This window comes from Desulfovibrio porci, from assembly GCF_009696265.1.
GTDB lineage: Bacteria > Desulfobacterota > Desulfovibrionia > Desulfovibrionales > Desulfovibrionaceae > Desulfovibrio > Desulfovibrio porci.
Genome location: NZ_VUMH01000002.1, coordinates 100,152 through 114,918, shown reverse-complemented (window position 1 = coordinate 114,918; position 14,767 = coordinate 100,152). Strand labels below are relative to the sequence as shown.

Below are 14,767 nucleotides of genomic sequence, written 5' to 3'. Positions count from 1 at the left end.
GCGGCTATGCTACAGGCTTGCGTATGACCAATGAAGAAACGTCGGCCGCCGCGCCGCAGCCGCGTCAGCCCCAACTGCCGCAATTGCACGGAGTGCTGGTGCTGAACAAGCCTTCGGGCCCCACTTCGGCCCGTTGCCTGACGGCGCTCAAGCGTCTGGGGCAGAAAAAAATCGGCCACGCCGGCACGCTGGATCCTCTGGCGTCGGGCGTGCTGCTGGTGTTGCTGGGGCAGGCCACCAAGCTCTCCTCACACCTGATGGCGGGCGGCGGCAAGGTTTACAGCGGCGTTCTGCGTCTGGGCCAAACCACGGACACCTGGGACTGCCAGGGGCAGGTGCTGACCGAGCTTCCGTGGCAGCATGTCGGCGAGGAAGACGTGCGCCGCGAGATCGCCCTCTGGCGCGAAGCGCGCGAGCAGCTCGTGCCGTCCTATTCGGCGGCCAAGCATGAGGGCCAGCCCTTGTACAAGCTGGCCCGCAAGGGCGCGGCGGCTCCCGCCAAGGTCAAACGCATGGAAATTTCACAAGCGGACACGCTCGAGGTGAGCCTGCCGTTTGTGCGCTTTCGGGTCGCTTGCAGTTCCGGCACCTACATACGCTCCCTGGCCCACAGCTTGGGGATGCGACTTGGGTGCGGAGCCGTGCTCACGGAACTGACCCGGGAGTACAGTCACCCCTTCGGCCTTGACGCGGCCCGCGACCTGCGGGACCTCATGGCTGATCCCGCCCTGCTGGCCGCCAGCCTGCGCCCCATTGCCGAGGCGTTGCCGCACTGGCCCAGGGTGGAACTCACGCCGGAACAGGCCCAGCGGGTCCGTAACGGCATCGCCGTGCCCTGCGCGCCGATGCCGCCGGACAGCGGGATAACGGCGCGGGACGAAGGCCTGGCGCTGTTGCTGGACCGGGGCGAAGCCCTGGCTCTGGCGCGGCGCGAAGACGCGCCGGGCGGGTCCTGTTGGGCCGTGCTGCGGGGGCTTTGGAACTAACTTCATCCTCTCAAGGAGAACTGCTGTGGTCATGGATGCGGAACAGAAAAAAACGGTCATTGAAACCCACGCCAAGCACGAAGGCGACACGGGTTCCCCGGAAGTCCAGGTGGCGCTGCTCACCGCGCGCATTGAAGGCCTGACCGGCCACTTCAAGGTGCACAAGAAAGACTTCCACTCCCGTACCGGCCTGCTCAAGCTGGTGGGTCACCGCCGCAAGATCCTGAACTATCTGAAAAAGAAAGATGTTCAGCGTTACCGTGCGCTTATTGAAAAACTTGGCTTGCGCAAGTAAGATTTTGGCTGAAAGGGGGAGTCGCCGGACTCCCCCTTGCCGCATCAGGCCCTGGAGCGGATCAGCTCTGAAATGCTCCGGAGAAACCGGCGCGGCATGACGACACGCTCCCGAGGGAGCATAAACGCGAGAGAAGGGGGGTCCGGGAAAACCAGGCAGGGGAATGCTCATTCCGTTTGCCCGTTTTTGCCGGAATCCCCTTCGCACGAGCAAAGGATTCTGGAATGTTACAGGATATTTTCAATCCCACCAGGGTTATGGCCCAGGTGGGCGGCAAGGAAATCATTTTCGAGTGCGGCCGCATGGCCAATCAGGCCCACGGCGCGGTCTGGATGCAGTGCGGCGGCACGGTGGTGCTGGTGACGGTCTGCTCCCAGCCGCTGGAGTTCGACAAGGGCTTTTTCCCGCTCACCGTGGAGTATTCCGAAAAAATGTACGCCGCCGGGCGCATCCCCGGCAGCTTCTTCCGCCGCGAGATCGGCCGCCCCTCGGAGCGCGAGACCCTGGTGGCGCGCCTCATCGACCGGCCCATCCGCCCGCTCTTCCCCAAAGGCCTGCACGAAGACGTGCAGGTGCTGGCCAGCGTGATTTCCGCCGACCAGGAGAACGAATCCGACGTGCTGGCCCTCACCGGCGCGTCGGCGGCCCTGATGGTTTCGCCCCTGCCCTTCGAAGGCCCGGTGGCGGGCGGCCGCATCGGCCGGGTCAACGGCCAGTTCGTGCTCAATCCCTCCTTTGAGCAGCAGGCCCAGAGCGATCTGAACATCCTCTTCGCGGCCTCGCGCGACGCCCTGACCATGGTGGAAGGCGACGCCCGCTTCCTGCCCGAGGACGTGATCATTGAAGCTCTGGACTGGGGCCGCAAGGAAATCCAGCCGCTCATCGACGCCCAGCTCCAGCTGCGCGAACTCTGCGGCAAGGCCAAGATGGCCTTCACCCCGCATGAGGACGACCCGGCCCTGGTGGCGCGGGTGCAGGAGCTGGCCCGCGAGGCCGGCATTGAAGAAGCCCTGCGCGTGCCGGACAAGCTGCCGCGCAAGGACGCCCGCAAGGCCGTGAAGGACAAGGTTATGGAAGCCCTCAAGGCCGATCCGGCCTGGGCCGAAAACGAGGCCGCGCTGAAGAGCGTGGGCGACATTCTCGGCGGCATGGAAAAAACCCTGGTGCGCGCCCGCATCGTCAACGAGGGCACGCGCATTGACGGCCGCGACACCAAAAGCGTGCGGCCTATCCAGATCCAGACCGGGGTGCTGCCCCGGGCGCACGGCTCGGCGCTCTTCCGCCGGGGCGAGACCAAGTCCCTGGTGGTGACCACCCTCGGCTCCTCCACGGACGAGCAGCGCATGGATTCGCTCACCGGCGACGTGACCAAGCGCTTCATGCTGCACTACAACTTCCCGCCCTACTGCGTGGGCGAGGTCAAGATGGTGCGCGTGTCCCGCCGCGAGATCGGCCACGGCGCCCTGGCGGAAAAATCCCTGCGGCCCATTCTGCCCGCTGACGCGGACTTTCCCTTCACCCTGCGCGTGGTGGCCGAAACCATGGAATCCAACGGCTCTTCCTCCATGGCGGCGGTCTGCGGCGGCTCCCTCTCCCTGATGGACGCGGGCGTGCCGGTCAGCGCGCCGGTGGCGGGCGTGGCCATGGGCCTGATCAAGGAAGGCGACAAGTTCATCGTGCTCACCGACATTCTGGGCGACGAGGACGCGCTGGGCGACATGGACTTCAAGATCGCCGGTACGGCCGAAGGCGTCACCGGCGTGCAGATGGACATCAAGATCACCGGCCTGACCACAGACATCATGCGCGCGGCCATGCAGCAGGCCCGCGAAGGCCGCCTGCACATTCTGGCCGAAATGGCCAAGGCCATCGCCGAACCCCGCAAGGAGCTCTCGCGCTTCGCGCCGCAGCACGCCGAAGTCTTTGTAAATCCGGACATCATCCGGCTGATCATCGGCCCCGGCGGCAAGAACATCAAAGCCATCACCGCGGCCACCGGCGCGTCCGTCGACATTGAGGATTCCGGCCGGGTGTCCATTTTCGCGCCCACGGCCGAAGCCCTGGAAAAGGCCCGTGAAATGGTGGCCTACTACGACCAGCGCCCGGATCTGGGCAAGAACTACCTGGCCAAGGTGCGCAAGGTCATGGAAATCGGGGCCATTGTGGAAGTGCTGCCCAATGTGGAAGCCCTGGTCCATGTGTCCCAGCTGGACGTGAACCGCGTGGAACAGCCCGGCGACGTGGCGCGTCTGGGCGAGGACATGCTGGTCAAGGTCATTGAGATCAACGGCGACCGCATCCGCGCCAGTCGCAAGGCCGTGCTCCTGGAGGAACAGGGCCACCCCTGGAATCCCGAGGAGACCGCCCGCCCGCCTCGCTCCGACCGGGGCGACAGGCATGACCGAGGCGGACGCGGCCGTGATCGCGGCGGCGATCGTGGAGACCGCGGCGGACGGCGCTGATTCGGATATTGAGCATCCCGGCCCGTTGTTCTCCCCTTGCGGGAGGACGGCGGGCCGGACAGAGAGCAGACGGGGACTTTTCGCATGCCCAAAAAAAGCAAGGAAACTCTGCCCGAAACTGCCGCCGGCGGCGAGCAGTTTGTGAAAGTGGCCCAGGCCGACGACACGAATCCCGACGCACGGGAAGCCAGCCCTGAAGAAATGGAAGCCATGCTTCAGAGCAAGAACCGTACCCATTTCGAAGGTCTGGGCGACGCCTGGGCCGTGCTCACCGGCCAGAACCCGGCGGCGGTCATGCCGCAGGTGGTGGGCACGGTGCTGCACGAGGGCGGCACGCGTCCCTCCTGGCAGTGGAAACGCGGCGGCAGGGACCATGTGCTGATGGCCTGGCCCAAGGACCAGCCTGTGCGCGCCTCGGTGCTGGTGGCCGGCGAGGAAGGCGGCAAGCTGACTCCGGTCAGCGTCGTGCCCCTGCTGGACGGCCTGCCCAACGACCTCACCGTGGAAGAGGTGCATCCCTGGGAAAGCGGCCTGGGCGCCAACGTGGCCGTGAGCATGGTCGAAGGCAAGAACCCCATGTGGTTCTTTGACCCGCTCTACGGACGGGACCACGACGACCTCACGCCCGGCATCACCCACACCTTTCTGCTGGCCGGTCTGGCCTACGGGCTGCGCAAGGCCCTGCTGGACGAAGTGACCATCACCCAGGGGCCGCGTTTCGAGGCCTACGCCGAGGCCTGGCTGGCCGAAAATCCAGGCAAATCCAGGCTGGACGTGCCGCCGCTCAAGGTCGAAGTGGCGGGCCGCCATCTGATCATGCCGGGCCGCCGCTTCTGCGAATACCAGCTGCGCGCCGTCATTGAGGAAGTGCAGGACTGCCAGCTGGAAAAAATGCCGCTCAAGCTTCTGTATCTGAGCTTTCCCTTTGAAACCCGCGAGCCCATGCGTCTTGCGCTCTATGTCTCCAAAATGGTGCTGGGCGACTTTGAGCCGGAAAAAGGTCAGGAAGTGGATGCCTATGTCTGGTTGCAGGCGCGTATCATTGATATTGATCAGGGCCCGCAGCAGTAGGCGCGCTCACGGCGCGCCCCCGCAGCTGCCGCCGGAGGCCGGCCGGCCGGCACGCCGCAAACAGGCGGGCTGCGCGGCATGAGCGCGCCTCTGCTCTGGTTTTTGCTGGGCCTTGCTTTTCTGCTTGTCGAGCTGATGGCCCCGACCCTGGTGCTGATCTTTTTCGGCGCCGGGGCCTGGGTCACGGCGTGCGCCGCGCTGCTGGACCTTCCCCTGAACTGGCAGCTTGTCCTGTTCATCCTTGTTTCGCTGCTCACCCTGCTTTTGTTGCGCCGCCATCTGCGGGCCGTCTTCGGCGGCCGCGCGCATCGCGTCGACGATCAGGGCGCGCATGCCCCGTCCCACCCGCTGACGGAGCGCGTGGGCGTCGTCAGCAAAACCCTGCGCCCCGGCGAAGTGGGCGAAGTGAGCATTGACGGCAGTTTCTGGCGGGCCGTGGCGGAAACGGAAATTCACGCGGGCCGCGCAGTGCGCGTGCTCGGCACCCAGCCCGGCGACGCTCTGCTGCTGCGGGTAACGCCTTCCGAGGATCCTTCGGGGGGAGAACGCTCATAGCGCCCCCAACCGCGCCGCACTGCCTGGAGGCGCATAATGCCCATCATTGCGGCGCACTTTTTCGCGGCTGTTTCGACCTGGCCTGGAACACACATGAGGCTGCTGAACCAGCGGCCTTCCACCTGGTCCGTACTTCAAGAAAAACTTTCTGGAGCGTTTATGTCTCTCTTTGATTCCTTCGGCCAATTCGGCTGGCTGTTCCTGCTGGCCGTGCTGGTCATCATCGTTCTGATCAAAACCGCCGTGGTAGTGCCCAACCAGTCCGCCTACGTGGTGGAGCGCTTGGGTAAATTCCACAAGGTGCTCTATGCGGGCTTTCACCTGCTGCTGCCCTTTGTGGACGTGACCGCCTACAAGCGCAGCCTCAAGGAGCAGGTGCTGGACGTGCCCAAGCAGACCTGCATCACCCGCGACAACGTCAGCGTGGACATTGACGGCGTACTCTACCTTCAGGTCATCACGCCGGAGAAATCCGCCTACGGCATTTCCGACTACGAATGGGGCGCCATCCAACTGGCCCAGACTTCGCTGCGCTCGGTCATCGGCAAGCTGGAACTGGACAAAACCTTTGAGGAACGCACCCGCATCAACCAGGAAGTGGTGGAAGCCCTGGACGCGGCCACCGCGCCCTGGGGCGTGAAGGTGCTGCGTTACGAAATCCGCGACATCACGCCCCCGGCCACGGTGATGGAAGCCATGGAAAAGCAGATGCGCGCCGAACGCGAAAAGCGCGCCACCATCGCCGAATCGGAAGGCGAGATGCAGTCGCAGATCAACCGGGCTGAAGGCGCCAAGGCTGCCGCCATTGCTCAGTCCGAAGGCCAGAAGCAGGCCATGATCAACCAGGCCGAAGGCGAAGCGGCCCAGATCCGCACCGTGGCCACCGCCACGGCCGAAGGTCTGCGCATCGTGGGCGACCAGTTGGGCAACGACGGCGTGGCCGCCGCCCAGCTCCGTCTGGCCGAGGCCTACATTAACGAATTCGGCAAACTGGCCAAGACGGGCAACAGCATGATCATTCCCGCCGACGTGGCCGACGCGGCCGGTATGGTGGCCACCATGACCAAAATCATCAAGCCGGGCCACGGCCTCTCCGCCGAGCGAGAGCCGGGCAAAAACTGAGGTTTTCAAACGCGCCGCAAAGCGGCGCGTTGCTCATCCCTCCCTTACGCGCGGGCTGTCTCAAGCGAGACGGCCCGCGCGGCGCATTTTCGCCCTTTTGGTTACTCCGCCGCCATACCGCCGCCAGCGGGCCGACGCCCGTGCGTTTTTCGTCTCAACTGGCACAATATTTGCATAATAACCCTTGATATAGTAAAAATATGACATTGCTCCCTGTACTCACTACGTTTTGATAGTGCGCCTGCTATTTTATTTGCATATCTATCCCTATTGCGTAATATTTCACTTCATATTATAAAAAATATATGTCGAAATATGGCAAAAATGTTTATCATTTACAAAAGCGAACATGTCCCTTCCTTCTATATTTTTCTGAATTTTCCCCAGCGGTTGCGCATCATAGCAATGGCAACAGAGCATAATAACTATGGCAAAAATTCCTCTGATAGTACGTTTGGAAAAAAAGCTGGCGGACCTCGGCTTCGGCATGCGCGCCAAGCTGATCAGTCTTTTCGCTGTCATCAAGGTCTTGCCTCTGGTCCTGCTGGCCCTGCTGGCCTGGATGCAATCCCGGGAGCTGGGCGAAGCGCTCAAAACCCGCACGGCGGAAATTTCCCGCAAAGCCGTGGAAGCTCTGGACCATACCGGCAAGATCGCGGTCAGGGACGCGGTGGAAGCTCTGGACAACCGGGCCACCGACGAAATCGAACGCATGAGCACCGACGCGGCCCGTGCCGTGGCCGACTTTCTGTACGCCCGTGACACGGATATTCTTTTCGCCGCCGACCTGCCGCCGGACGAAACCCAATACCGCAACTTCATAGAGCGAAAGCGGAGCCGCGTCGTCAAGCCCGGCCGGTGGGAACTGGCGGCTGACGGCCGCTCATGGCAACGCGCGGCCGAGCCGCCGCACTCGCCCTCGGTCGATCCTTCCAACGAGGAAAACAACTACAGTTTTCACTACAGGCCGCCCGACCGGTTTGAACGCGAGTCCCGGCCGCTTTTTCTTGAAATGACCTTTGTGGACACCAAGGGCATGGAGCGCGTCAAGGTGACCACATCGCCGCGCATGTCCCCGAAGCTCAGGAACGTGGCCGACAGGCGCAATACCTATGTCAGGGCGGAAACCTATTTCGCCGAGCTCAAAAAGCTCAAAGCCGGTGAAATTTATGTTTCCGACGTCATCGGCGAATGTGGGCACAAACTTCATCGGCATGTACACGCCCGAGAACCTGGAGCGGCTCGGGCTTCCCTACGAGCCGGAAAAGCAGGCCTATGCCGGCAAGGAAAATCCCAACGGCAGGCGCTTCAAGGGCCTTGTACGCTGGGCCACGCCGGTACTGCGCGACGGCGTGATCGCGGGCTATGTCACCCTTGCCCTGGACCACGACCATCTCATGGAATTCGTGGACCGGCTGACCCCCATGCTTGAGCGGTACACGGAACTGCCCGACGCCTTTGAAGGCAATTACGCCTTCATCTGGGACCACAAGGGCCGCAGCATCTGCCATCCCCGGCACCACTCCATCGCCGGGTACGACGCCGTGAGCGGCGATCCGCAGGTGCCCTGGCTTGAAGAGCATATTTATGAGGAATGGCAGGACAGCGGCAAAAGCTATGCCGATTTCATCGAGGACGCGCCCACCTTCCAGGCCCAGTCCAACAGCAAAAAACCGGCGGCGGAGCTGACCCGCCGGGGGCTTGTGGGCCTTGACTGCCGCTATCTGAATTTCGCGCCGCAGTGCACCGGCTGGTTCGACCTGACCAAAAACGGGGGGTCCGGCTCCTTCCGGATTCCCTGGAGCGGCCTGTGGAAGCTGAACACGGCGGCGGCCATCCCCTACTATACCGGCCAGTACGGCAAAAGCCCCCGTGGCTTCGGCTTTGTGGCCGTGGGCGCCGGGCTGGAAGATTTTCACCGCCCGGCCATGGGAACCCAGGCGACCCTGGAAAACCTCGTCGAAGGCACGGACAAGGAATTGTCCGCCCTGGCGGAAGACACCTACCAGGCTATCGGCCAGAATCTCTGGCAGACCGCCATGCGCCTGTCCGCGTCCACGGCCTTCATGTCCGTGCTGGTCATTCTTGTCGCCATCTGGATGGCCTCGGTCTTTACCCGGCGCATCGCGCAAATGGTCCGGGGCATTTCGCGCTTCCGCGCGGGCGAACGGCAGTTCCGCTTTCATGCGCCGGTCAAGGATGAAATGGGGGCCTTGTCCGACTCCTTTGACGGTCTGGCGGACAGCCTGGTAGACAGCGACAAGGGTCCGCTCAGCATCGTCGATCTCTCGGGCAACCTGGTGTACATGAACGAAGCCGGACTGGCCCTGATCGGCAAGCGTCTGGAAGACGTCGTGGGCAGGCCCTATGCGGAAAACACCATCTTCCCTCCCGGCACCTCCTTCTGTCCGCTGGAATGCCTGGCGCGCGGCGTTGAACCGGAGGTGCTCCTGCACAACGACCGCTACTATCAGGGCCACGCCGAAAAACTGACGGACGGCCAGGGCGTTGCTACGGGCCATCTCGTCCATACCGCCGACGTCACGGCCATCATCGAGGAACAGAAGCGCATTGAGCAGCAACGCGCCCTGCTGGAAGCCATATTCGTCAATTCGCCGGACATCCTCTGGTACCAGGACAGTGAAGGCAATTATCAGGCGGTCAATCCCCGCTTCGCATCGCTCGTCGGCAAGACGCCCGAGCAAATCCGCGGCCTGCCCTCCTCCGCCGTCTTCCCGCCCGAGGAGGCCGCCAGGGCTCAGGCAAACTTCCGCGCGGCCATAGAAAGCCGCGTCCCCCTGTACACGGAAGAAAAGGTGAGCTTCGCCGACGGCCACACTGAGCATATGGATATAGTCCGCTTGCCCAGATTTAACGCCAAAGGCGAGGTGTTGGCCCTGTTGGGCGTGGCGCGCGACGTTTCGCAACGCGTCGCCGTGGAAAAGGAACTGCGCCATATCCAGACGGAGCTGGAGGCGGCCTGCGTCACCGCCAACAAGGCCAGCGAGGCCAAAAGCTCCTTCCTGGCCCGGATGAGCCACGAAATACGCACGCCCATGAACGCCATCATCGGCATGGTCAACATTGCCAGGAAAAAGCTGCACGCGGGCGGCCCCCCTGACGAGCTTCTGACCTGCGCGAATCAGATAGAAATTTCCTCACGGCATCTGCTGGGTCTGCTCAACGACATTCTGGATATCTCCAAAATTGAGGCGGGCAGAATTGAACTGAGCGAGGACAGTTTCGCGCTCCACAAGCTGGTGGACAGTGTGGAGAACATCATCCGCCCCCGCTGCGATGAAAAAAACATCACCTTCACGGTTTCCGTGGAAGGTCTTGAGGACGCGCCGTATCTGAAGGCGGACTCGTTGCGCCTGCGCCAGGTATTGATCAACCTGCTGGGCAATGCGACCAAGTTCACGCCGGAACTCGGGAAGATCCATTTCCGGGTACGGCAGGAGGACAAACGGGAGGGGGAACGGCTGGTTTCCTTCCTCGTGCGGGACAACGGCGTGGGCATATCCGACGAAATGCTCAAAACGTTGTTCCAGCCCTTTGAGCAGGGCGGCAGCCACATTTCCCGCGCCTACGGCGGCACGGGCCTCGGGCTTTCCATCTGCAAGAGCATCATCGAGCATATGGGCGGAAAAATCAGCGTGACGAGCGCCGAGGGCAAGGGCAGCGACTTTTCCTTCGCCCTCTGGCTCAAGGAAGCGAAAAACAGCCCGGAAGAAGAAGCCCGGCCCGGCGCGAGTCCAGTCAAGCTCGCGGGCAAGCGCATTCTGCTGGCGGATGACGTGGAAATCAACCGCATCATCGTCATTGAGCAGCTCTCGCATTTGGGTCTGGATATTGACCAGGCGAGTGACGGAACGGAAGCCGTGGCCATGTTCGCCGAGTCGCCCGAGAATTTCTACGACCTGATTCTGATGGATCTGCAAATGCCCAAAATGGACGGCTATGCCGCGGCCAAGGCCATTCGCGCCATGGACCGGCCCGACGCCGGCGCCGTGCCCATCGTCGCCCTGACCGCCTATGCCTTCAAGGAAGATGTGGACTTGGTGCTGGCCAGCGGCATGAACGGCCATCTCGCCAAGCCGCTTGAAAACGACAAGCTCATGGAAGTGCTGGAAACGCTGCTGCGGAAAGACCGCGACAGCCGCCCGGCGACATAAAAAGCGGTTGCGGCACGCCTGTGCAAGGCTGTGCCGCAACCGCCGGAAATACATTTTTTCAAGCCGTTCCCGCTACGAAGCCATATCGTCGGCCTGGATCTTGAGCGCCTCGGTCTGCGCCGCCGTGGACAAGGCGTCAAACAGCGGGGTCAGTTCGCCTTCCATGATCCGGTCCAGAGAATACAGGGTCAGGTTGATGCGGTGATCCGTGCAACGGCCCTGCGGAAAATTGTAGGTGCGAATGCGTTCGGAGCGGTCGCCCGAGCCCACCTGGGCCTTGCGGTCGGCGGAAAGCTCCGCATTCTGGCGTTCGCGCTCGGCGGCCAGAATGCGTGAGGCCAGCACTTTCATGGCCCGGGCCTTGTTTTTGTGCTGGGAGCGCTCGTCCTGGCAGGTGACCACCGTGTTGGTGGGCAGATGCGTGATGCGCACGGCGGATTCCGTTTTGTTGACGTGCTGCCCGCCCGCGCCGGAAGCGCGGTAAATATCAATGCGCAGATCTTCAGGCCGGATCTCCACGTCCACTTCCTCGGCCTCGGGCATCACGGCCACGGTGGCCGCCGAGGTGTGGATGCGGCCCTGCGTTTCGGTAGCGGGCACGCGCTGCACGCGGTGGGTGCCCGCCTCGAATTTGAGGCGGCTGTAGACCCGTTCGCCGGAAATCAGGCAGATGACTTCCTTGTAGCCGCCCGACTCGGACGGCGACTCGCTCATGATTTCCGTTTTCCAGCCCTGAAGCTCGGCATAACGGGTGTACATGCGGAAAAGGTCCGCCGCGAACAAAGCCGCCTCCTCGCCGCCGGTTCCGGCCCGGATTTCGAGAATGGTATTCTTTTCGTCCAGCGGGTCCGTAGGCAGCAGGGCCACCTTGAGGGCCTGTTCAATCCGGGGCAACTCGCTCTCGGCCCGGCGGATCTCCTCATGGGCCATCTCCCGGATGCCCGGATCCTCGTCATGCAGCATCTGCTTGTTTTCGGCCAGTTCCTGCTGCAAGGCCCGGTGGGTGCGGAACAGCTCCACAATTTCGCGCAGGTCGGCATGAGCCTTGGTCAGTTTGCGGTAGTGCTCCTGATCGTTGAACACGTCGGGCTGAGCCAGAGCCTCTTCCAGCTCCATGTATTTCTTTTCAAGGCCTTCCAGTTTGGCGAACATATACGATCTCCAGCACGCAGGCTGCGCAAAAAATGAAAAAAACGGAAACGTCCGTCACAGACGCCGCCGCTCACGCGGGAACAGTCCGGACAATCCCGGCGGGTTGGGAAAAAGGTCAGCCTTCCAAATACGGCGCGGTGCGTATCCCGGCCCCGGCGTCCGGCCCCAGAGCCTCGCGCAGGGCCACGACGGCCACGTCCAGCTGAGCTGCATCCGGCTCGTAAGTGGTCAGGCGTTGCAGGGCCAGCCCCGGCGCGCGCAGCAGCGTGGCCCAGAAACCGTCGGGCAGACGCGCCGCGTAGCGAATCAGCTCATAGGCCAAGGCGCTGATGGGCGCCATGAGCAGAAGCTTGAAGGAAATAGTCAGGGCATGCTTGGCCACCATGTTCTGCGGCGTGTGGATCATCAGCAGCAGGGGCACCAGCACCGCGTGCAGAATGATCGAAATGCAGATCACGAACAGCAGAAAGGTGGTGCCGCAGCGCGGGTGCAAACGGCTCATGCCGGCGGCGCTGGCCGCGCTGACCTCGCCCCCGGCCTCAAAGGCGTGGATGGTCTTGTGCTCGGCCCCGTGGTACTGGAACACGCGGCGGATATCCGGCACATAGGAGATCAGCCGGATATAGCCCATGAAAATGCAGCACTTGAAAAAACCGTCCCAGAGGTGGAAGGACAGGCCTTCCACGTCGCCGCCCAAGTGCAGCCAGAGCATGACCAGCGAGAGCAGATGCGGGGCCACCACAAAAAGCGCGATGGCCATGACCAGGGCCAGCCCCAGGCTCAGGGCCAGATGCCAGCCCGAAAGCTCTTCCTCCTCGCTCTGGGCCGCGGCTTCCACCGAGCGGTTCAGGGCCTGGATGCCGTTGACCAGGGTTTCCAGCAGAATCGGAAAGCCCCGGACAAAAGGCTTTTTGAGCCAGGCGCGGCGGGTCAGGGAGAACCAGGGCAGGCGCTGGGCGCGGATGACGCCGTCCGGACGGCGCACGGCCAGTCCATAGGTGTCCCCGTTGCGCATCATCACGCCCTCCATGACGGCCTGACCGCCCACAGCGGGGCAGTCGGCCGTCAGGCAGGGCAAAAGAGCCAGCAGGCCGGACACGAAACCCGGCGGCGGGGCCAGACGCGAGCGTCCGGTCGGGTTACGCTTACTTCTGTTCAAATTTGGCGTATTTTTTACGGAAGCGGTCAATGCGGCCGGCCGTATCCAGGAAGCGCTGCTTGCCGGTAAAAAAGGGATGGCAGGCGGAGCACACTTCCACATGGATCTGTTCGCCCTTGGTGGAGAGCACTTGCTCTTCATGGCCGCAGGCGCAGGTGATGGTGGCTTTGAACACTTTGGGATGGATGTCTTTTTTCATGGCAGAACCTCGTCGCAGTCGGCCGGACCTAGCTTCCAGCGGCCCTGTCGCCGGAATGACCGGCGGGGCCTGACCTTTACGGACGCCGCGCAATTTTTTTACCCGGCCTGAAGGGAATATCAGACAGGGACGACATATATAGCCTCCTTTGCGCGCTTTGGCAAGCGCGGCGGGCGACGCCTGCGGGGGTACAGACGTTATGACCCGGCCTTGAGGTCAAGGGGGAAATAGTGAGAATGTGTTTGCGGCACGCAGTGAGAAAATAAGAGTACCGACCTTCTTATTTGCAACAGATTCAGGTTGTTATTTTAACAAGCAGGCATTGCGGCAGGGTTGGGCAAAACCAGCCTTGCTCCGCCGGAGCATAGCGGAGGCTGATGGCCGACACTGTGAGAATCCGATAACACTAAGAATGTTGTGGGCTGCCAAAGAAACCGTCGCTCTTTTACGCGCAGCGCATCTAAGTACGTGAGCAGCAAAAAGCGACGGCTGACGGAGGCAACGCGCAGCAGGCTGGCTTTGCCGGATAATCACAGTCAATAACATAATAAAATCATATGATTCAGACCTCTCTGGCCCGCCGTGCGCGCAACGCGCCCTTGCCGACGCCGCCCCGAGCGGCTATACCTGCCCCATGCCCAAAGACAAGCGCCAGCGCGCCGATCAACTGGCCTTTGAACAAGGCCTGGCCGAAAGCCGGGAACAGGCCCGCCGCCTGATCATGGCCGGTCAGATCGTCCTCTCCCCCACCGCTCCGGACGGCCGCCCCCTGCTGCCGCCCGGAGCGCCGCCGCAACGCGTGCCCAAACCCGGTCATCCCTACCCCGCCGACACGCGCTTCGCCCTGCTGGAAAGCGAGCGTTACGTGAGCCGGGGAGCCTACAAGCTGCTGACCATTCTGGAACATTTTCATCTGGACGTGACCGGTCTGGTCTGCCTGGACGCCGGGGCTTCCACCGGCGGTTTCACGGACTGCCTGCTCCAGCGCGGGGCCGGACGGGTCTACGCCGTGGACGTGGGCCGCAACCAGCTCCATGAAAAGCTGCGCGCCGATTCCCGGGTGGTCAGTCTGGAGGGCGTGAACCTGCGCCACGCGCCGCCGGAGCTGATTCCCGAAGCCGTGGATCTGGTGGTGGCGGACGTCTCCTTTATCTCCCTGACCCTGGTGCTGCCGCCCTGCATGATCTGGCTGAAGCCCGACGGTCTGGCGGCGGTGCTGATCAAGCCCCAGTTTGAACTGGGACCGGGCGAGACGGTCAAGGGCGTGGTACGCGACGAGGCCGCCCGGCAGCGCGCGGTGGACAAAATCCTGACATTCTGCGCCGCGAACCTGGATCTGGCCTCCGACGGCGTGCTGCCCGCCGCCGTCAAGGGCCCCAAGGGCAATCAGGAATACATGGCCCTGTTCCGGAAGAACCGGCGGGGCTGAACAGAGCGGATTACCTTTGAAATGTTGTACATTTCAAAGTGTAAAGACACGCCCACTCCGCCGCGTAACAGCGTAACAGCATAGCTTTTACGCTGTTACGCGGCGGAGTGGCGCGAGGCTGCTGTGCAGCCTCGTTAGAGCGTTTCAAAATTAAAACGCTCT

At 62.7% G+C, this 14,767-nt stretch carries 12 protein-coding genes; 9 read left to right on the top strand and 3 right to left on the bottom strand.

The window, feature by feature from the left end; translation table 11 throughout:
• Window positions 1-23: 23 nt before the first annotated feature.
• From truB to FYJ44_RS14535, 8 genes are all read left to right on the top strand, one after another.
• Complete coding sequence (truB, locus tag FYJ44_RS02460) at window positions 24-986, top strand: tRNA pseudouridine(55) synthase TruB (RefSeq protein WP_154508833.1); 963 nt, start codon at window positions 24-26, stop codon at window positions 984-986.
• Between the two features lie 25 nt (window positions 987-1,011).
• Window positions 1,012-1,281 (top strand): 30S ribosomal protein S15, encoded by a 270-nt coding sequence (gene rpsO, locus FYJ44_RS02455; protein ID WP_287704165.1) that lies wholly within the window; start codon window positions 1,012-1,014, stop codon window positions 1,279-1,281.
• 224 nt (window positions 1,282-1,505) lie between these two features.
• Complete coding sequence (gene pnp, locus FYJ44_RS02450) at window positions 1,506-3,743, top strand: polyribonucleotide nucleotidyltransferase (RefSeq protein ID WP_154508831.1); 2,238 nt, start codon at window positions 1,506-1,508, stop codon at window positions 3,741-3,743.
• A gap of 84 nt (window positions 3,744-3,827) precedes the next feature.
• A complete protein-coding gene (locus FYJ44_RS02445; protein WP_154508829.1) occupies window positions 3,828-4,814 on the top strand; it encodes a hypothetical protein in 987 nt (328 codons plus the stop codon).
• A gap of 78 nt (window positions 4,815-4,892) precedes the next feature.
• Entirely contained in the window at window positions 4,893-5,369 is a 477-nt protein-coding gene (locus FYJ44_RS02440; protein WP_154508827.1) for an NfeD family protein, read from the top strand.
• A gap of 159 nt (window positions 5,370-5,528) precedes the next feature.
• Window positions 5,529-6,491, top strand: coding sequence for an SPFH domain-containing protein (locus FYJ44_RS02435; RefSeq protein ID WP_154508825.1), 963 nt, complete (start codon window positions 5,529-5,531; stop codon window positions 6,489-6,491).
• 427 nt (window positions 6,492-6,918) lie between these two features.
• Window positions 6,919-7,923: a hypothetical protein gene (locus tag FYJ44_RS14540; RefSeq protein ID WP_229772465.1), complete on the top strand. Its 1,005-nt coding sequence runs from the start codon at window positions 6,919-6,921 to the stop codon at window positions 7,921-7,923.
• A complete protein-coding gene (locus FYJ44_RS14535; RefSeq protein ID WP_326833663.1) occupies window positions 7,889-10,666 on the top strand; it encodes an ATP-binding protein in 2,778 nt (925 codons plus the stop codon). The genes FYJ44_RS14540 and FYJ44_RS14535 overlap by 35 nt, the downstream gene beginning before the upstream one ends.
• A 72-nt stretch (window positions 10,667-10,738) precedes the next feature.
• Here the strand turns inward: FYJ44_RS14535 and prfA are convergent, their stop codons facing one another.
• The 3 genes from prfA to rpmE all read right to left on the bottom strand — a co-directional run bounded on the left by prfA (window position 10,739) and on the right by rpmE (window position 13,176).
• The gene (gene prfA / locus FYJ44_RS02425) at window positions 10,739-11,818 is read right to left on the bottom strand and encodes a peptide chain release factor 1 (RefSeq protein ID WP_154508823.1); all 1,080 of its coding nucleotides are present in this window, start codon (window positions 11,816-11,818) and stop codon (window positions 10,739-10,741) included.
• Between the two features lie 115 nt (window positions 11,819-11,933).
• Entirely contained in the window at window positions 11,934-12,848 is a 915-nt protein-coding gene (locus FYJ44_RS02420) for a DUF1385 domain-containing protein (protein WP_154509305.1), read from the bottom strand.
• Between the two features lie 115 nt (window positions 12,849-12,963).
• The gene (rpmE, locus tag FYJ44_RS02415; protein WP_154508821.1) at window positions 12,964-13,176 is read right to left on the bottom strand and encodes a 50S ribosomal protein L31; all 213 of its coding nucleotides are present in this window, start codon (window positions 13,174-13,176) and stop codon (window positions 12,964-12,966) included.
• A 634-nt stretch (window positions 13,177-13,810) separates the two neighbouring features.
• Here rpmE and FYJ44_RS02410 point away from each other — a divergent pair.
• Window positions 13,811-14,605, top strand: a complete 795-nt coding sequence (locus FYJ44_RS02410) for a TlyA family RNA methyltransferase (RefSeq protein ID WP_154508819.1) — start codon at window positions 13,811-13,813, stop codon at window positions 14,603-14,605.
• The last annotated feature ends 162 nt before the right edge of the window (window positions 14,606-14,767 follow it).